The following is a 17806-nucleotide window of genomic DNA, read 5'->3' on the forward strand; positions in this document are numbered from 1 at the left end:
GATCAAAAGCCAAGGGACAAGTTGATTGAATCTAGGGCGGCGGACATGAAGATTGACAGAAAATTTACCAAATCGGGACAGGATGCTTATGCAGAGCTTAAGTTCGCTTCTGCGACGTCAGAAATCCGAAACCCGGATGGGACCATCGTTTTCCGCCTAGACGATATCGAGGTTCCAACCAGCTGGAGCCAGGTCGCAAGCGACGTCATCGCGCAGAAGTATTTCCGCAAGGCAGGCGTTCCAACCAAGCTGAAGAAGGTCAAGGAAAAGGATGTCCCAGAATTTCTGTGGCGTTCTGTTCCGGCTGAGGACGCTGAATTTGGGGGCGAAATCTCGTCCAAACAGGTGTTTGACCGTCTTGCCGGCGCCTGGGCCTATTGGGGCTGGAAAGGTGGCTATTTCTCGACCGAGGATGACGCGAGCGCCTATTTCGACGAGATGCGTTATATGCTGGCGACTCAGCGCGCTGCGCCGAACAGCCCGCAATGGTTCAATACCGGCCTGCACTGGGCTTACGGAATCGATGGCCCGGCACAGGGGCACCACTATGTCGATTATAAGTCAGGCAAGCTGACCAAATCGAAATCCGCCTATGAACATCCGCAGCCGCATGCGTGTTTCATCCAGTCCGTAGATGATGATTTGGTGAACGAGGGTGGCATTATGGACCTGTGGGTCCGCGAGGCGCGCCTGTTCAAATACGGAAGCGGAACCGGGACCAACTTTAGCCACCTGCGTGGCGAGGGCGAGGCACTGTCGGGTGGCGGTAAATCCTCGGGTTTGATGGGCTTTCTCAAGATCGGCGACCGCGCCGCTGGCGCGATTAAATCAGGCGGCACGACCCGTCGAGCAGCAAAGATGGTCATCGTCGATGCAGATCACCCAGACATCGAGAAATTCATCGAATGGAAGGTGATCGAAGAGCAGAAGGTGGCCTCGATCGTTGCCGGATCGAAGATGCACGAGAAGATGCTGAACGGCATTTTCGAGGCCATCCGCAGCTGGGACGGCGCGCAGGAAGACGCGTATGATCCCAAGACGAATGACAGCCTGACAAAGGCGGTTCGCGAGGCGAAAAATGTTGCGATCCCAGAGACTTACATCAAACGCGTTCTGGATTACGCCAAGCAGGGCCACGATAGCATCGAATTCCCGACCTACGATACGGATTGGGATTCGGAAGCCTACAGCTCGGTTTCGGGCCAGAACTCGAACAACTCGATTCGCGTAACCAACGCCTTCCTGACCGCTGTCGAGAAGGACGCGGACTGGGAGCTTATCAACCGCACAAACGGGAAAGTCGCCAAGACCGTCAAGGCGCGCGACCTGTGGGAAAAGGTTGGCCACGCGGCCTGGGCCTGCGCCGATCCCGGCATCCAGTTTCACGACACAGTCAACGAGTGGCATACATGCCCCAAAGATGGGGAGATTCGCGGATCGAACCCATGTTCGGAATATATGTTCCTCGATGATACGGCCTGTAATCTTGCGTCGATGAACTTGCTGACTTTCCTCAAGGATGATGAGTTCCAGGCAGTGGACTATATGCATGCCTCGCGCTTGTGGACCCTAACGCTGGAAATCTCGGTGACCATGGCGCAGTTCCCGTCCAAGGAAATCGCGCAGCTGTCCTATGACTTCCGCACTTTGGGTTTGGGCTATGCCAATATCGGCGGTCTGCTGATGAACATGGGCTATAGCTATGACTCGGATGAAGGCCGCGCGATCTGTGGCGCGCTGACCGCGATCATGACCGGTGTAGCCTATGCAACCTCGGCCGAGATCGCCGGCGAATTGGGTCCGTTCAATGGCTATGAGCGCAACGCCGATAACATGCTTCGGGTCATCCGCAACCACCGACGCGCATCTCAGGGTGTGACTGAAGGGTATGAGAAACTGGCAGTGAAGCCTGTACCTCTGGACCATGGCAACTGCCCGGATAAACGTTTGGTTGATCTGGCGATGTCAGCTTGGGATGAAGCGCTGAGCCTGGGTGAGCAGAACGGTTATCGCAACGCGCAGGCCACTGTGATTGCGCCAACAGGAACCATCGGTCTGGTGATGGATTGCGACACCACTGGGATCGAGCCGGACTTTGCTTTGGTGAAGTTCAAGAAACTGGCCGGTGGCGGGTATTTCAAAATCATCAACCGCTCGGTGCCTGCAGCGCTGGAAAAGCAGGGGTATTCCTCGGCTCAGATTGAAGAGATCGTCAGCTACGCGGTTGGTCATGGCACCATCGGCAACGCTCCGGGGATCAACCACACCTCGCTGACGGGTCACGGCTTTGGCCCCAATGAACTGGCCAAAGTGGATGCCGCGCTCGAAAGCGCCTTCGACATCCGGTTCGTGTTCAACCAGTGGACTCTGGGCGAGGATTTCTGCACCGGTGTTCTCGGCATTCCTGCGACCAAGCTGAATGACCCGACCTTCGATCTGCTGCGCCATCTGGGCTTTACCAAAGCGGATATCGACGCGGCCAACGACCACGTTTGCGGAACCATGACGCTGGAAGGCGCGCCGCATCTGAAGGAAGAGCATTATTCGATCTTCGACTGTGCCAATCCGTGCGGCAAGAAAGGCAAGCGTTTCCTGGGTGTTGATAGCCACATCACGATGATGGCCGCCGCGCAGAGCTTTATTTCAGGCGCGATCAGCAAGACGATCAACATGCCGAATGACGCCACCATCGAAGACTGCCAGAAGGCCTATGAGCTTTCCTGGTCGCTGGGTGTGAAGGCCAACGCGCTGTATCGCGACGGCTCGAAACTGTCGCAGCCATTGGCAGCCGCGCTGGTCGAGGATGACGAAGAGGCAGCAGAAGTTCTGGAAACCGGGACGCCGCAGGAAAAAGCCGTCGTTCTGGCCGAGAAGGTGATCGAGAAGGTTGTGGTCAAGGAAATGATCCGCAGCCATCGTGAAAAACTGCCCCATCGCCGCAAGGGCTATACGCAAAAAGCGATTGTCGGCGGCCACAAGGTCTATCTGCGCACCGGTGAGTTCGAAGACGGCCAACTGGGTGAGATCTTCATCGACATGCACAAGGAAGGCGCGGGCTTCCGGGCGATGATGAACAACTTTGCCATCGCCGTGTCGGTTGGCCTGCAATATGGCGTGCCGCTGGAAGAGTTCGTGGATGCCTTTACCTTCACCAAGTTCGAGCCCGCCGGGATGGTACAAGGCAACGACTCGATCAAAAACGCGACGTCGATCCTGGATTACATCTTCCGCGAATTGGCTGTGTCCTATCTGGACCGCACCGATCTGGCCCATGTGAAACCCGAAGGCGCAAGCTTTGACGATCTGGGTCGGGGTGAGGAAGAGGGCGTCTCGAACGTGTCCGAGATCAGCGAAAGCGCGGCGTCCAAGTCTTTGGAAGTTCTGAAACAAATCAGCTCGTCCGGGTATCTGCGCAAACGGATGCCGCAGGAACTGATGGTTCTCAATGGCGGACAAACCGTAGTTAACGGCATGGCCGAAACCGCAGCCACTTTCGAAGCTTCGGTGGTTGAATCCGCCGCCGCAACCGGAATGGACGCCCGCACCAAAGCCAAGATGCAAGGCTATGAGGGCGATCCCTGCGGTGAATGCGGAAACTACACGTTGGTGCGCAACGGCACTTGCATGAAATGCAACACCTGCGGCTCAACAAGCGGGTGTAGCTGAGTTAAGCGCCCCGGCAACCCGGGGCGCAGGGGTCGGAAGCTGCCACAGTTGCCGGCCCCGACGAATACGGATCAAGGCGCAGAGACTTACCTTCGATGCCTTGGTCCACTCGGCCGACATGCCCGTGTTGGCCGGGAACAGGGTGGGGCGGAATATTTGCTCTTTCCCACTCTTTCACGGAACGGGTGCGCTCGTTCCATGCGACGTCCAGGCCGCAGGCAAACAAAACACCGGGCGGTCAACGAATGGAGCCTGGATGGCGAAACTGACAGGGGGCTTCGGCCCCCTTTCTTTTTGTCCTAAAGCCGTTAACTCGGCAGAGCCTCGCCATATTGCCTGTTTCCCATCGGGCAAGAACCGCCGACCGTGTTTGGGGGAGTTTTACCCAGCGACAGACCGCGGATGCGACTCTGGCAAACACGCGGAGTTTGGCGCGAAATCAAAGCGATGGTACTCAGTGGCTGACAACTGGTGGTGATTGCGTGTTCTTGATGCTTGTCCGGACACAAAACACACAAACTCTATCAGGAGGCATCACAATGAAACTGAATACTCTGGTCACATTTTCCACACTTGCTTTTGCTCTGCCGACTTTGGCTTTCGCGCAGTCTGCGGCGGATACCAATGGGGACGGCGTTCTGACAATCGAAGAAGTTCAGGCCGTCGTGCCAGACGTTGATGCAAACGGATTTGCAGCAATGGATGCAAATGGCGACGGCGCGCTGGATCAGGATGAAATTGCAATCGCGCAGGAAGCCGGGTTGCTGCCATCTACAAACGGCTGATCAACAAATTATCAAGGCGGCCAGACGAAAATTCTGGCCGCCTTTCTAGGTGTTTATCTGGGTAGGTGAATGTTGAATTTACTGCGAATCTGCGCATCCAATGCCGGATCGAACTGTGCCGGAGAAGAGGTCGACAGGATTTCCAGTTTTCGCGCGGTCGCTTTTTCGATCAAGTCAGGTTTGCCAAGCTCGACCCATTCTTTCGGAGACGTTCGATCTCCATGTGCGGGATACACATAATCGGCCTGCATGCGCCCAAGTGTGGCATCGGTTCCCAAATAGTGACCGGGCCCACCAAGGCAAACCTCGGCCATCTGATCCAATGCCAGTGTTTCGTCAGATACTTCGATCCCGCGGACGCAGCGCATCGCCTGTCCGATAAGATCATCCCCTAAGATCAAGCTTTCAAAGCAAAAACCCAACAGAGACGAGTGCATCCCGGCGGATTCATAAACCATATTCAGGCCCGACAGGCCGGCCATGACGTTCGAGCACATCTGCTCCCATCCCGCTTGCATATCGGGCAATTTGGAATCCGACGCGCCTGCGGCGGCTCCGCCTGGCAGATCATAAAACTTGTGCATTTGGGCACAGCCTGCGCTGAGCAGAGCCTGTTCACCTGATCCTACGGACATGGCGCCTGTCCGAAGGTCCAACCCAAAGGGCCAGGTTCCAAAAATCGCCGGTGCACCTGGCTTTACGGCATTTACATAAACCAAACCGGCAAGACATTCTGCTGTCGCCTGGGCAATGGCGCCTGCGATTGTGGACGGAGCAGTTGCACCTGCCATTCCGGCCGAAAGAAGAAGAACAGGCATTCCTGCCTTGATGCATTCCTCCATCACCTGACAGCTTTCAGTGGCAAACTTCATGGGCGGTACGACAAAGCAGTTCGAGTTCGAGATGAATGGCCGCTCGCGCCACTTGTCTTCACCGCCTGCGATCATGTGGATTAGTTCCATCGCTGGCGCGACATAACTAGGATCGGTGAACGATGTGCCGATATGCTTGTAAGTGCCAGAACTACAAGCATAAATCGTGTTCAGGTCCATCTCGAGATTGTCGGAAATATCGCGACAAACCATCGGGCGTTGGACAAAATGGATGTTATCCAGCTGTTGGCAAATCCGCGCGGCATCGTGCAGATCCTGCACAGTCGAATCGCGGTATTCGCGGCCGTTGACTTCAACCATACTGACAGCGGCACCGGCGGTCCCATAGTGAACCTTTGCCCCCGACAATTCCAGGTCAGTTTGACCATCCCGGCTGAACAATGTGACCGAGCGGTTGGCTTTGGCAATGGTGTCTTCAACCAGCGCGCGCGGAAACCGGATGCGTCCGTCGTCGCCAAGTGTGCAGCCCGCGCCAACCAGATAGTCGATCCCGCTTTGCGGAGCATCCGCCAGACCTATGGTTTCAAGCGCCTGCAGCGCGGCCTCGTGAATGCGTTCGACTTGTGGCTGAGTCAGTGGCTTGTAGCGTCCGCCCTCCATTCCCGGGCGGATAGGGCGCAGATGATCAGGCAGAGCAGATGCGCGGGCAGCACGACGCGCAGCACGTCCGCCACTGCGGGAAGAGTTACGGGGTTGGTCGTTCATGTTTAGGATCCAATAGTGAGAAACGTATTTTGAGAGGCCTTACAAAAAGCCTGAAGGACGCCCCCTGGCAGCACGTCCCCGATCCGCGCCGATTGTGCGGCTGATCAGGTGGATTTTCCAAAATTCGTTCTGCATTTGGTTCCTCATCCAGTGGCCGCAGTGTTCCAATTCAGAACGGCATTATCTGTTCTATTTGCGACCTTGATGCCGAAAAGCGAAGCAAATTCTCAAGTGATTGTTGCCTAAAGATATTTTTCCCCGAGGCGGTCGAAATCTGCTATAATTTCTCTGCTTACTTGAATTGGGCCACTAGGCTAAACACTTTTTTAACGAATGCGGCCCAGTTTGTAGCAAATTGATCTGAATACTCGAAAGCATTTCTGAAAGGTTTTTGGTGAATCGTAGGAAGGTGCATATCGCATTAATTGTTGCTCTGGCGACATCCGGCTTCTCACCGGCTTTGGCCGAGGATTGGAGCGGTGCCTATGCGGGATTCAGCTTTGGCTATGCTGATGCAGACGGGCCGAATGGTTCAAGCGGCAGCGACACCAGCTTTGGTCCTCATCTCGGGTATGACTTTGATTTCGGCAAGTTCGTGTTGGGTGGTGAGCTTGAGTATAACCGGCTGTCGCTGAATCTTGGTCAGGGCGAAGGCAGTCTGGATAGCATGACCCGGCTGAAACTGCGCGGCGGATACGATTTCGGTAATGCGTTGGGATATGTAGTTATCGGTGCGGCGCGCGTGGATTCCACGGTCGAAAACGATACCGCAGCGGTTTATGGCATTGGTGTCGCTTATCCGATTGGCAATAATTTCGTCATCAGCGGTGAGGCGCTGCGCCAGAATTTCAATGACGTTACCCGATCGAATGGGGGGCTGGATTCGAATGTGTTCAATCTGCGTACGACATTTCGGTTCTAGCAAGATTTCCAGATTGAATCTGATCTGAGCTGCCGAATTCACGACTATGAAGGTCTGGCGTTTGCGGAGCATGGCGTCGATTTCCTGTTCCAATTCAGGGCGTTCGCCAATCACTCCCCGGTCATGATAGAACGTAAGGCTTGGCGCGGCGGGATAGCCGTGCTAGAGGATGATCCATGAACCGGATGACCTGCATCATTATCTGCTGCATTACCTGCTGATTTATCAAGCGGGCCGGTTTCTTTCGTTTTCTTCCCTGAGACAAGTTGCTAAGCCCGCGCCAACGCGAGACGCTATGCCGTTCTTAGGAGCCGACAGATGAAGACGATCAAACTGCACAACACACGGACACGGACAAAAGAGGATTTCGTTCCGATCAGCGCCGACAATGTGCGGATGTATGTCTGTGGACCTACCGTCTATGACCGTGCCCATCTGGGTAACGCGCGGCCCGTGGTCGTGTTTGATGTGCTCTATCGTTTGCTGCGGCATGTTTATGGCGCAGATCATGTGACCTATGTGCGCAATTTCACCGATGTGGATGACAAGATCAACGCGACCGCGTTGTCTCGACAGAAGGCCGGGGCCAAAGGGTCGCTGGAGGATTTGGTGCAGGAACGATCGGATGAAACCATTGGCTGGTATCTGGACGACATGGGCGCGCTGGGGGCGTTGGAGCCGACCGAGATGCCGCGCGCGACGCAATATATTACTCAAATGGTCGCGATGATCGAGGATCTGATTGCCAAGGGTCACGCCTATGCGGCCGAAGGGCATGTTCTGTTCGCGGTGGACAGTTGGAAAGAGCAGTACGGAGCCCTGTCCGGTCGGTCCGTGGATGATATGATCGCGGGTGCTCGGGTCGAAGTTGCGCCGTATAAGAAGAACCCGATGGATTTCGTTCTGTGGAAACCGTCTACCGACGAGTTGCCCGGGTGGGAGTCTCCTTGGGGTCGAGGGCGTCCGGGTTGGCATATCGAATGCTCGGCCATGAGCTATGAGCTGTTGGGTGAGAGCTTTGACATTCACGGTGGTGGCAACGATCTGATGTTTCCGCACCATGAAAACGAGATCGCCCAGAGCAAATGCGCCCACCCGCATGGCGAGTTTGCGCGCGTTTGGCTGCACAATGAGATGTTGCAGGTCGAAGGCAAGAAAATGTCCAAATCGCTGGGCAACTTCTTCACCGTGCACGATCTTCTGGAGCAGGGCGTGCCCGGTGAGGTGATCCGCTTTGTCTTTTTGCAGACCCATTATCGCAAGCCGATGGACTGGACCGAGAAAAAGGCGCGTGAAGCCGAGGCAACGCTGCGCAAGTGGCGGGCGCTGACAGCAGACATCGAGCCCGCCGCCAGCGCGGCGCCCGCGGTCATCGCTGCGCTGAGCGATGATCTGAACACAGCGGGCGCCATCACCGAGCTATACCGGCTGGCGTCCGAAGGTGACCATGCAAGCCTGTTGGCTGGCGCCCAGGTTATGGGGCTGTTGATGCCCGAAATGGGTGCATGGGCCGATCTGGCCTCAGTGGATTTGGGGTCGTATGCGGATAAACTGGCAGAAGCGCGGGCCGGGGCGATGCAGAGCAAGGATTTCTCAGAGGTGGATCGCCTGAAAGCAGTATATGTGGCAGCTGGCCTTGAAGTGCGGATGAGCAAAGAAGGTGTAGAGTTGGTTCCTGGTACCGGCTTTGACCTTACCAAGTTGGAGGGAGTGTTATGACAAAAACTCGCCTCTACCTCTACGACACCACCTTGCGCGATGGGCAGCAGACGCAGGGCGTGCAGTTCTCGACCGCTGAGAAGGTGCAGATCGCGCAGGCGCTGGACGAGTTGGGTGTGGATTACATCGAAGGTGGTTGGCCCGGTGCGAACCCGACTGACAGTGCGTTTTTTGATGCCGCGCCGAAAACTGCGGCGCGGTTGACCGCTTTTGGGATGACCAAACGCGCGGGTCGGTCGGCTGAGAATGACGATGTTCTTGCGGCGGTGATGAACGCTGGCACGAAGGCAGTGTGTCTTGTGGGCAAGTCGCATGATTACCACGTGACCCAGGCGCTGGGGATCACTCTGGAGGAGAATGTCGAGAACGTGCGCGCCTCGGTTGCGCATATCGTGGCGCTGGGGCGTGAGGCGCTTTTTGACGCCGAGCATTTCTTTGATGGCTACAGGGACAATCCCGGATATGCGGTCCAGGTTTGCAAGGCCGCTTTAGAGGCCGGAGCTCGCTGGGTTGTTCTATGTGACACCAATGGGGGCGCATTGCCCGGTGAAGTGTCGCGGGTTGTGGCCGAGGTGATTGCCGCAGGCCTGCCCGGGGATCGTTTGGGCATTCATACGCATAATGATACGGAAAATGCGGTTGCATGCTCTCTGGCTGCTGTGGATGCGGGCGTGCGTCAGGTTCAGGGAACGCTGAACGGGTTGGGCGAGCGTTGCGGGAATGCAAATCTGACCGCCTTGATCCCGACCTTGTTGCTGAAAGAGCCTTATGTGTCGCAGTTTGATATCGGGGTCAGCGTCGGGGCCTTGGCGGGTCTGACTCGGGTCAGCCGTATGTTGGACGAAATCCTGAACCGGGTGCCCAGCAAGCAGGCGGCCTATGTGGGTGCGTCGGCTTTTGCACATAAGGCGGGGCTGCATGCCAGCGCGATCCTGAAGGATCCGTCGACATACGAACATGTCGATCCGGCGACTGTCGGCAATGCACGGATCATCCCGATGTCGAACCAGGCGGGGCAGTCGAATCTGCGTAAACGCCTGACTGAGGCCGGCCTGAGCGTGGAAAGTGGTGATCCGGCGCTGGGGCGCATTCTTGACCGGATCAAGCAACGCGAGGCCGAAGGCTATTCTTATGACACCGCCCAGGCCAGTTTTGAGCTGTTGGCGCGCGATGAGCTGGGCCAGTTGCCCGCGTTTTTCGAGGTCAAACGCTATAAGGTCACGGTCGAGCGGCGTAAGAACAAATACGACAAGATGGTCAGCCTGTCCGAGGCCGTTGTCGTGGTAAAAGTCGACGGGGAAAAGAAGCTGTCGGTCAGTGAATCTCTGGACGAAGATGGCAGCGACCGGGGTCCGGTGAACGCTTTGGCCAAGGCTCTGGCCAAGGATCTGGGGCAATATTCGCGGATATTGGACGACATGCATCTGGTCGATTTCAAGGTGCGGATCACCCAAGGCGGAACCGAGGCCGTGACGCGGGTCATCATCGACAGCGAAGACGGGCAGGGGCGGCGCTGGTCAACTGTCGGGGTCAGCGCGAACATAGTGGATGCGTCGTTTGAGGCCCTATTGGATGCGATCCAGTGGAAGCTTGTACGGGATTGCCGTCCTCGGGCGGTGGTGGCCGAGTGACGGTGCAGTTCAATGACGATCTGAAGGCCTGTGCTGCATTGGTGCATCGCGCCGATCCGGACCGGTTCATGGCGGCGATGGCCGCGCCGGTTGCCGCACGTTCGGTTCTGTTTCCGATCTATGCCCTGAATGTCGAGGTCGCCCGAGCGCCCTGGGTCACGCAAGAGGCGATGATTGCCGAAATGCGCCTGCAATGGTGGCGCGATGCATTGCAGGAAATTGCTGAAGGTCCGACTGTGCGTCGACATGAGGTCGTGACGCCGTTATCGCAGGTTCTTTCCCCACATCTGGCGGTGATGCTGGATGAATACGTGGCCGTAAGGCGCTGGGATATTTATCGCGATCCTTTCGAGGACGAGGCCCATTTCGAGGCCTACCTCAATCACAGCTCAGCCAGTTTGATGGTCGCGTCGGCGCAATCTTTGGGTGAGGCCGACGAGCCTGTGTTGCGAGATTTCGGCTATGCCGTTGGCGTGGCGAACTGGTTGCGCGCAATCCCGGATCTTGAAGCGCGCAGGCGTATTCCTTTGTTGGATGGAACACCCGATGCAGTGCGCGCTCTGGCGCAAAAGGCTCTGAACCGGTTACGGCGCGCACAGGGACAGCGTCTGGCGATTTCACCAGAGGCGCGCCCGGCGCTTTTGGCGGGTTGGCAATCTGAATGGGTGTTGCGCAAGGCGATTGCTCAGCCAGATCGCGTGGCCGCAGGGAATTTGATGCAGGGTGAGGTTCGGCGCCGGGTTTCCCTGATGTGGAAGGTGGTCCGGGGTCGCTGGTAGACCTCAGACCGTTTCGGGCTCGGACGGGCGCAGAACCAACCAAAGCAATGCGCCCCCGGCCAGAGTCAACAATGGAACCATGGCAAGGTTTACCGCGGTCCAGCCTTCAACCGGTGAGCCGCCAGAGCAGTTCATCAATCCACCCGAAGCAAGCGAAGCCAGTGTTACGCCACCGAATACCAGCAGGTCGTTCAGACCCTGCATGCGGCCACGCTCGTTGATGTCATGCGATGCCGCCAACATGGTGGTCGCGCCAATAAAGCCAAAATTCCAACCGACGCCCAGCAAGATCAGAGCGATGAAGAAGTTTTCGAGCTCAACCCCTTGCAAGGCGACAACGCCAGCACCGGCAAGGATTGCCAGACCAAGAGCTACGATCTTTTCGACGCCGAAACGGGCAATCAACTGGCCGGTGAAGAAACTGGGGATGTACATGGCGAGAACGTGAAAAGAGACCACATCTGCCGCGTCATTGGCTGTGTAGCCACAACCAACCACTGCCAGCGGAGTGGATGTCATGACCAGATTCATCAACGCATAAGAAACCATTGCGCAGATGATGGCCACGGCGATGCGCGGCGTCTTTAGCATCTCAAGCCGGGTGCGTCCGGTCGGGGCCCCCTCAGCGGCTTTTGCAGGCGTGGGGATGTCCAGAAAGAAAAACAAGACCGAACCCAGAATGTTGAGCACAATCACCGCCAGATAGGTGCCCAGGAATGGGATCACATAGGCGGTTGAGGTCAGCTTAACGATTTGGGGGCCAATGAGCGCGGCGGCCAGACCGCCGGCCATGACGTATGAGATTGCCTTAGGGCGAAAGGCGTCCGAGGCTGTGTCCGCGGCGGCAAAGCGATAGAATCCGTGCGCGCTCATATAGATGCCGGTCAGCAGACTGCCCGCCAGGAAGACCGGGAACGAGGCCAGATACAAACCGTAGGCCCCAACCAGCCCCCCGCAGGCACCTGCCGTTGCCCCAACCAGAAACCCTGCGCGCCGTCCCCAGCGTTGCATTATGGCCGAAATCGGTGTTGCCGCCAGCATTGACCCCAGCACGATCAGCGAGATGGGCAGGGTTGCTAGACAGGCATTGGTGGCCAGCGACTGCCCGGCCAGACCGCCAACAATAAAGATCATCGGCATCTGCGATCCCAGAATGGCCTGAGCTGCGACCAGAACAGCGACATTACGCTTGGCCTGACTGTTATCCGGGATCGTGGGTGTCATTGTCATGCGCCAATGCGTAGCGATGAAAGCAGGGTCATACAAGACGGTTGCATCTGCGACAAAGCACCCTAACGTGCTGCTGACCAATTTGCCGGAGCGCGCATGTCCGTCGGACGTATCATTGAAACCCCCGATTGCGTGGCCGAGGGGGCCAAGTGGCTGGCCGAGACCTGTCCGCGCATGGCCTATGCGATGGACCAGACCGGGCCTTTGCCGCTGCGCCGTAAGCCTGACGGGTTTGCCCAGCTGCTAAGTGCGATTGTCAGCCAACAGGTCAGTGTGGCCTCGGCGAACGCCATCTGGAAACGACTGCAAGATGCAAAACTGACGGGCCCACGCAAAATCATGTGGGCCACCGATGAGGATTTGCGTGCGGTGGGCCTTAGCCGCCAAAAGGTCAGATATGCCCGAGCGCTTGCGGAGGCTCGTATTGATTACAAGGCGTTACGCGACGCACCTGATGAGGATGTTGTGGCGATCCTGACCGAAATTTCAGGCATAGGCGTCTGGACTGCCGAGATTTACGCGATGTTTTCTCTGGGCCGTGCCGATGTGATTGCACCGGGCGACCTTGCGCTGCAAGAGGCCGCGCGCATCCTCTATGATTTACCCAAGCGCCCTACGGATAAAGAACTGCGCCGGATGGCCGAAGCGTGGTCACCCTGGCGGTCGGTTGCAGCGCGGGTGTTGTGGGCCTATTACCGGGTCGCAAAAGAACGAGAAGGGATCAGATGACACGGGTTTTGAATGCGCTCCGAAAAGAGCCGGTTTCGGGCGATACGCGCTCGGTCGTGGTGTTCGTGCATGGCTATGGCGCCAACGGGGCCGACTTGCTGGGGCTGGCCGATGTGTTGGGCGAGCACTTGCCGGACACGCTGTTCGTTGCCCCTGACGCGCCCGAGCAGATCCCGGGTATGCCCAATGGCTTTCAGTGGTTCCCGATCCCGTGGATTGATGGCTCTTCCGAAGAAGAATCGCGCCGCGGGATGGAAATGGCGGCGGATGACTTCGACGCTTTCCTCGATGCGTTGATGGTGGACGAAGACGTTCTGCCCGAGCAGGTGGTTCTGTTCGGATTTTCGCAAGGCACGATGATGAGCCTGCATGTCGCCCCGCGCCGCGAGGACCCAGTGGCCGGGATAGTAGCCATTTCAGGACGCCTTCTGGAACCCGATCTGCTGCCGGATGAAACAGTCAGCCGCATGCCGGTCCTACTGGTACATGGCGACGCCGATGACGTCGTGCCGCCACAATCATTGCCCGAAGCCGCCGAGGCCCTGCAAGCGGCTGAGTTCAAAGAGGTCTATGCCCATGTCATGAAGGGCACCGGCCACGGTATTGCCCCGGATGGTCTTAGCGTCGCACTGGCTTTCATGCGTGACAAGCTGAGCCTTTAAGCAATGATTGCGGTCCGCCCCATGATGCCCGAGGATGTCGCAGCAGCTTGCGATTTGCTCAACCAGATCATCGCCATTGGTGGTACGACTGCGAATGAAACCCCTTTCTCCGAGGCGCAGTTTGCGCAGAGTTATCTATTGGGTCTCGATAAGATTTGCAGCCATGTAGCGATGGACGCGCAAGGTGAGGTTGCCGGGTTTCAATGGCTTGGGGTGAATGACGCACTGCCCGACGATTGTGCTGACATTGCAACCTTCACCCGCCGCGAACCGGTTTTGAAGGGGGCAGGGCGTGCCTTGTTTGAAGAAACCGCCAAATTTGCCGTAGGGGTTGGGCTCGGTTCCATCAGCGCGACAATAAGGGCTGATAACCGGTTGGGCCTGAACTATTACGAGAAGATGGGATTCCAAGATTACTCGGTTGATTTTGGTGTGCCCCTTCGTGACGGCACGCCGGTCGACAGGATTACCAAACGGATTGATCTGAGATTGGAGATACCATGCTGATCGTAACCGGAACTATCGAAATTACGCCGGAAGGTGTCGAAGCTGCCAGAAAAGCTGCGCAGGAAATGGTTGCCGAGACGGTGAAGGAAGCAGGCTGCACGGTCTATGAATTCAGCCAGATTCTGGGTCATGCCAATCGGTTTCGGATCTACGAAGAATGGGAAAGTCAGGCCGCGCTCGAGGAGCATTTTGCCACACCGCACATGGCAACATTTCAGGCGGTGCTGGGCAAGGTCGGAGTGACTGAAAGTCTAATCTATCGGATCACGGGAGGTGACAAGAAACCGCTGCGGTGATCCTAGTCCCATAAGGAAGGCTCGGCGAATTCGATGGAATTCCCGGACGGGTCGCGAACGTATAGAGACAGTATTCCGTTCGGCCATTCAAATTCAGCGTCTACGGGCACGTTCCAGTCTATAAGATGTTTTCGCATCACCGCGATTTGCGCGCGCGCCATGCCAAAGCAGGCATGACCCGGACCTTGGGCGCCATGGGCGGGAACAGGCAGGCGCGGGTTGCCCGGAGGTTTTTCGGTCTCTGCCGCATTGAATAGCAGCAACACTGAACCACCCACCTTGTAGAACACATGCCGGTTGGCGACACGCTGGATTTGCTCAAGCGCCAGAACGTCCCCATAGAAATGCTCTGCAGCATCCAGGTCGTCGACATAAAGTGACGCTTCTAAAAGGCCGGTTGGCTGCGGAATGTCAGGTGATACCTTCATTCCTCTATCCTATCACAATTAGGCGTATCGGTCACCGACGTGGGCGCCGGTCCCGTTTGCGCGAAGAAGATGGCGCGAGGGCAGGCATAGATAGGCTATCCCATTGCCCCGGCTCAAGCCCGTCCAATGTCCAGTCGCCAATCCGGGCGCGGATCAGTCGAAGGGTCGGGTGCCCAACGGCCGCCGTCATCCGGCGCACTTGCCTGTTTCGACCTTCTCGAAGGACCAGTTCGACCCAACAATCCGACACCGTCTGCCGCACTCTGATCGGCGGGTCGCGCGGCCATAATGCCTCGGGCTGATCCATCAATCGCGCCTTGGCAGGGCGGGTCAAGCCCTCCTTCAGCTCAACACCATCGCGCAGGGCTTTTAGGGCGGAGGCGTCTGGCTCTCCTTCGACCTGCACCCAATAGGTCTTAGCCATTTTATGCTTGGGATCGGCTATCTGCGCCTGAAGGCGACCATTGTCGGTCAACAGCATCAAACCTTCGCTATCGCGGTCCAATCGCCCGGCCGGATACACATCCGGCAGATCAATGAAATCCGACAGCGTCCTGCGCGGAGACTCCGCATTCGCGCGATCCGTGAACTGTGGCAATACATCGAATGGTTTATTGAAGCGGATGAACCAGGACATTACCCGCCATAGCCCGGCGATCGAATTGGTGCAACCTGTGGATAACTGTCATCGGCCTGTTACGGATTCGGAATACTCAATCCCCGAGATATTGTGGAAACTCAGGGCTTGTCAGAGCTTTAACACGATATATAGTAAAGCTAAGGCCGGGGCGGGGGTTCTCCGCTCTGATGTCAAAATAGGCAGAGCAGAGCGTGGAGCGATTCTGATATGGACGGAGACTTCAGGACCGAATTTGTCAGGGAACCCGGTGCGCTCAAGCATCATCCGGCATTGGTTTTGAACGCCGATTACCGCCCCTTGTCCTACTATCCACTATCGCTCTGGCCGTGGCAGGAGGCCATAAAAGCTGCCTGGCTGGACAGGGTGGATATCGTCGCCGAATATGACGAAGTTGTCCGAAGCCCGAGCACCGAAATACGAATACCCTCGGTCGTTGTGCTGAAAGATTATGTAAAACCCAGAAAGCGCGTGGCCTTCACGCGCTTTAATTTATTTCTGAGGGATGAATTCCGCTGCCAATACTGTGGCAGCCGTGGGGATCTGACCTTTGATCACGTGATCCCGCGCGCGGCGGGCGGGGTGACAAGCTGGCAGAACGTTGTTGCGGCCTGTAGCCCATGTAACTTGCGCAAAGGGTCTAAATCACTGCGGCAAGCAGGAATGACATTGCGCAAGCCTCCGCGGCAGCCGGATGCCGAGGCTTTGCGCAACGTTGGACGAAAATTCCCACCGAACCACCTGCATGACAGTTGGATCGACTTTCTCTATTGGGATGCGGAACTGGACGAGCTCTAACGGCCTTCACGCAACGCGGCGAACCAGAGCAGAACCAGAACGAAAGACAAAGCGGCATTCCATCCGGCCATTGAAACACCAAATAACTCCCATGGAATATCATCACAGCGTACCAGTGGTGCCGACATGATCTGATCCAGCAGTTCTTCTGCCGACAGACCGCCGATGCTGCTTGATGTGCAGCTTGACGGACCTTCCCACAAACCGCGTTCTACACCAGCGTGATAGACACCAATGACCGCAGTAGACAGCGCCGCCAGTGCACCCAATAGGGGCAAGACAGACTGTCGTGGCAATGCCAGCGCCACAGCGCCGATCAGGATGGCGACGCCATGTGGATAGCGTTGCCAAATGCACAGTTTGCAAGGTGGAAGCCCGCCAAGATACTGAAAGGCAAAGGCGCCAAGTAACAACGCCATAGACCCAAGCGTCGCAATCAGGATCAGTAAATTTCGTCGTGTCATAAGAATTTCACCGCTAGGAAACCGCCAAACAGAAGGATGATAAACAGGGAAAACATTAGGCCCAGCCGCTTTTCTATAAAGCTGCGGATCGGCTCTCCGAAGCCCCAAAGCAAACCTGCGACAATGAAAAACCGTATCGCTCGGGCCAGAATCGAGGTGGCAATGAAGGTGCCCAGGGGCATCCCTGTCCAGCCGGACATGATGGTGATGACCTTATAGGGAAAAGGCGTAACCCCAGCGGCCAGAACAGCCCAGAAACCAAAGTCATTGAACCGTGTGTTGAACTCTTCCATGGCGTGGGCTTTGCCCATGGATTCAAGGATGGGCTGGCCGAGGCTTTCATAAAAGAACGCGCCGATTGCATAGCCTAACATTCCGCCCAAAACCGAAGCTACCAGTGCTACAGAAGCAATCAGCCAGGCCCGGGAGGGTCGGGCAAGGATCATGGGAATCATCAGAACGTCCGGCGGTATCGGAAAGAAAGAGCTTTCGATGAAGGAAACAATAGCCAGCGCCCACAAGGCATTCGGGTGTTCTGCCAGGCGAATGGTCCAGTCAAAAAGAGGTCGCAGCATCAGGTGCAATTTCCCTGTACATGTGTTGGGTAAGCCAAATCATGCGCCCCGCAGGCCGTCAACCTTGCAGGCTGGAACATTCCTCAATCAGGGTGTTTTTTGCCTCTGGACCTTCTCGATTTTGAACGCTAATTCAGTGTCCGTGGCCCAAGTGGCGGAATGGTAGACGCAGGGGATTCAAAATCCCCCGGTAGTGATACCGTGCCGGTTCGAGTCCGGCCTTGGGTACCAAAGTAAAAACAGAGGGTTAGGGGAACCTGCCTTCTGTTTTTTCTTTCCGGTAGTTCTAATTGCTCGCATTCCCAACTCACACGTTCGCGTTTTGGTCAGAGTTCCCGATGTCAAAAGCGCATAATTGGATTTGTTTGCGGTCACTGCGG

The 17806-nt window shown here is 56.7% G+C and carries 17 protein-coding genes and 1 tRNA gene; 12 read left to right on the forward strand and 6 right to left on the reverse strand.

Translation table 11 applies throughout. The features are described from left to right. Positions 1–45 precede the first annotated feature (45 nt). Positions 46–3666, forward strand: a complete 3621-nt coding sequence (locus AC2FGB_RS02340; RefSeq protein WP_496693486.1) for a vitamin B12-dependent ribonucleotide reductase — start codon at positions 46–48, stop codon at positions 3664–3666. 539 nt (positions 3667–4205) lie between these two features. Then, positions 4206–4451, forward strand: a complete 246-nt coding sequence (locus tag AC2FGB_RS02345; protein WP_496693487.1) for an EF-hand domain-containing protein — start codon at positions 4206–4208, stop codon at positions 4449–4451. 53 nt (positions 4452–4504) lie between these two features. Here the strand turns inward: AC2FGB_RS02345 and AC2FGB_RS02350 are convergent, their stop codons facing one another. Continuing rightward, positions 4505–6049, reverse strand: a complete 1545-nt coding sequence (locus AC2FGB_RS02350; protein WP_142633641.1) for a trimethylamine methyltransferase family protein — start codon at positions 6047–6049, stop codon at positions 4505–4507. Positions 6050–6458: 409 nt separating this feature from the next. Between AC2FGB_RS02350 and AC2FGB_RS02355 the strand changes: the two genes are divergently transcribed. The 4 genes from AC2FGB_RS02355 (at position 6459) to AC2FGB_RS02370 (ending at position 11100) form a co-directional block, all read left to right on the forward strand. Then, positions 6459–6971 carry an outer membrane protein gene (locus AC2FGB_RS02355; RefSeq protein ID WP_142633643.1) on the forward strand — a complete coding sequence of 171 codons (513 nt, stop codon included), beginning with the start codon at positions 6459–6461 and terminating at the stop codon, positions 6969–6971. A 318-nt stretch (positions 6972–7289) separates the two neighbouring features. After that, complete coding sequence (cysS, locus tag AC2FGB_RS02360) at positions 7290–8690, forward strand: cysteine--tRNA ligase (protein WP_496693488.1); 1401 nt, start codon at positions 7290–7292, stop codon at positions 8688–8690. Beyond that, on the forward strand, positions 8687–10321 hold the full coding sequence (gene cimA / locus AC2FGB_RS02365) for a citramalate synthase (protein WP_496710088.1): 1635 nt from the start codon (positions 8687–8689) through the stop codon (positions 10319–10321). The genes cysS and cimA overlap by 4 nt, the downstream gene beginning before the upstream one ends. A 2-nt stretch (positions 10322–10323) precedes the next feature. After that, a complete protein-coding gene (locus tag AC2FGB_RS02370; protein ID WP_282027478.1) occupies positions 10324–11100 on the forward strand; it encodes a squalene/phytoene synthase family protein in 777 nt (258 codons plus the stop codon). Positions 11101–11103: 3 nt separating this feature from the next. Here AC2FGB_RS02370 and AC2FGB_RS02375 read toward each other — a convergent pair whose 3' ends face one another. After that, positions 11104–12330, reverse strand: a complete 1227-nt coding sequence (locus AC2FGB_RS02375) for an MFS transporter (protein ID WP_282027388.1) — start codon at positions 12328–12330, stop codon at positions 11104–11106. Between the two features lie 96 nt (positions 12331–12426). On the opposite strand from AC2FGB_RS02375, the gene AC2FGB_RS02380 reads away from it, so the two are divergent. From AC2FGB_RS02380 to AC2FGB_RS02395, 4 genes are read left to right on the forward strand one after another with little or no spacing between them, the layout of a single operon-like run. Continuing rightward, complete coding sequence (locus tag AC2FGB_RS02380; RefSeq protein WP_282021224.1) at positions 12427–13059, forward strand: DNA-3-methyladenine glycosylase family protein; 633 nt, start codon at positions 12427–12429, stop codon at positions 13057–13059. Continuing rightward, on the forward strand, positions 13056–13721 hold the full coding sequence (locus tag AC2FGB_RS02385) for an alpha/beta hydrolase (RefSeq protein WP_142633653.1): 666 nt from the start codon (positions 13056–13058) through the stop codon (positions 13719–13721). The genes AC2FGB_RS02380 and AC2FGB_RS02385 overlap by 4 nt, the downstream gene beginning before the upstream one ends. A gap of 3 nt (positions 13722–13724) precedes the next feature. After that, positions 13725–14228 carry a GNAT family N-acetyltransferase gene (locus AC2FGB_RS02390; protein WP_496693490.1) on the forward strand — a complete coding sequence of 168 codons (504 nt, stop codon included), beginning with the start codon at positions 13725–13727 and terminating at the stop codon, positions 14226–14228. Further along, entirely contained in the window at positions 14222–14524 is a 303-nt protein-coding gene (locus tag AC2FGB_RS02395; RefSeq protein ID WP_281994581.1) for a putative quinol monooxygenase, read from the forward strand. The genes AC2FGB_RS02390 and AC2FGB_RS02395 overlap by 7 nt, the downstream gene beginning before the upstream one ends. Positions 14525–14526: 2 nt before the next feature. Here AC2FGB_RS02395 and AC2FGB_RS02400 read toward each other — a convergent pair whose 3' ends face one another. Further along, complete coding sequence (locus tag AC2FGB_RS02400) at positions 14527–14952, reverse strand: VOC family protein (RefSeq protein WP_281994582.1); 426 nt, start codon at positions 14950–14952, stop codon at positions 14527–14529. Positions 14953–14983: 31 nt separating this feature from the next. Beyond that, complete coding sequence (locus tag AC2FGB_RS02405; protein WP_142633661.1) at positions 14984–15589, reverse strand: pseudouridine synthase; 606 nt, start codon at positions 15587–15589, stop codon at positions 14984–14986. 210 nt (positions 15590–15799) lie between these two features. On the opposite strand from AC2FGB_RS02405, the gene AC2FGB_RS02410 reads away from it, so the two are divergent. Beyond that, positions 15800–16387, forward strand: a complete 588-nt coding sequence (locus AC2FGB_RS02410) for an HNH endonuclease (protein WP_142633663.1) — start codon at positions 15800–15802, stop codon at positions 16385–16387. Here AC2FGB_RS02410 and AC2FGB_RS02415 read toward each other — a convergent pair. Then, the gene (locus AC2FGB_RS02415; RefSeq protein ID WP_496693491.1) at positions 16384–16851 is read right to left on the reverse strand and encodes a disulfide bond formation protein B; all 468 of its coding nucleotides are present in this window, start codon (positions 16849–16851) and stop codon (positions 16384–16386) included. The two genes, AC2FGB_RS02410 and AC2FGB_RS02415, sit on opposite strands and share 4 nt — an antisense overlap. Beyond that, the gene (locus AC2FGB_RS02420; RefSeq protein ID WP_496693492.1) at positions 16848–17426 is read right to left on the reverse strand and encodes a YqaA family protein; all 579 of its coding nucleotides are present in this window, start codon (positions 17424–17426) and stop codon (positions 16848–16850) included. The genes AC2FGB_RS02415 and AC2FGB_RS02420 overlap by 4 nt, the downstream gene beginning before the upstream one ends. 145 nt (positions 17427–17571) lie before the next feature. Here AC2FGB_RS02420 and AC2FGB_RS02425 point away from each other — a divergent pair. After that, positions 17572–17657, forward strand: a tRNA-Leu gene (locus AC2FGB_RS02425). Positions 17658–17806 lie beyond the last annotated feature (149 nt).

The sequence above is a fragment of the Ruegeria sp. CDSC021 genome, from assembly GCF_059610845.1.

Bases quoted from the DNA above. Each gene is read 5' to 3' on its own strand.
- cysS (WP_496693488.1), top strand. From the start codon at position 7,290: ATGAAGACGATCAAACTGCACAACACACGGACACGGACAAAAGAGGAT.
- AC2FGB_RS02385 (WP_142633653.1), top strand. From the start codon at position 13,056: ATGACACGGGTTTTGAATGCGCTCCGAAAAGAGCCGGTTTCGGGCGAT.
- AC2FGB_RS02375 (WP_282027388.1), bottom strand. From the start codon at position 12,330: ATGACAATGACACCCACGATCCCGGATAACAGTCAGGCCAAGCGTAAT.
- AC2FGB_RS02390 (WP_496693490.1), top strand. From the start codon at position 13,725: ATGATTGCGGTCCGCCCCATGATGCCCGAGGATGTCGCAGCAGCTTGC.
- AC2FGB_RS02415 (WP_496693491.1), bottom strand. From the start codon at position 16,851: ATGACACGACGAAATTTACTGATCCTGATTGCGACGCTTGGGTCTATG.
- AC2FGB_RS02420 (WP_496693492.1), bottom strand. From the start codon at position 17,426: ATGCTGCGACCTCTTTTTGACTGGACCATTCGCCTGGCAGAACACCCG.
- AC2FGB_RS02340 (WP_496693486.1), top strand. From the start codon at position 46: ATGAAGATTGACAGAAAATTTACCAAATCGGGACAGGATGCTTATGCA.
- AC2FGB_RS02345 (WP_496693487.1), top strand. From the start codon at position 4,206: ATGAAACTGAATACTCTGGTCACATTTTCCACACTTGCTTTTGCTCTG.
- AC2FGB_RS02400 (WP_281994582.1), bottom strand. From the start codon at position 14,952: ATGAAGGTATCACCTGACATTCCGCAGCCAACCGGCCTTTTAGAAGCG.
- AC2FGB_RS02350 (WP_142633641.1), bottom strand. From the start codon at position 6,049: ATGAACGACCAACCCCGTAACTCTTCCCGCAGTGGCGGACGTGCTGCG.
- cimA (WP_496710088.1), top strand. From the start codon at position 8,687: ATGACAAAAACTCGCCTCTACCTCTACGACACCACCTTGCGCGATGGG.
- AC2FGB_RS02405 (WP_142633661.1), bottom strand. From the start codon at position 15,589: ATGTCCTGGTTCATCCGCTTCAATAAACCATTCGATGTATTGCCACAG.
- AC2FGB_RS02395 (WP_281994581.1), top strand. From the start codon at position 14,222: ATGCTGATCGTAACCGGAACTATCGAAATTACGCCGGAAGGTGTCGAA.
- AC2FGB_RS02410 (WP_142633663.1), top strand. From the start codon at position 15,800: ATGGACGGAGACTTCAGGACCGAATTTGTCAGGGAACCCGGTGCGCTC.
- AC2FGB_RS02380 (WP_282021224.1), top strand. From the start codon at position 12,427: ATGTCCGTCGGACGTATCATTGAAACCCCCGATTGCGTGGCCGAGGGG.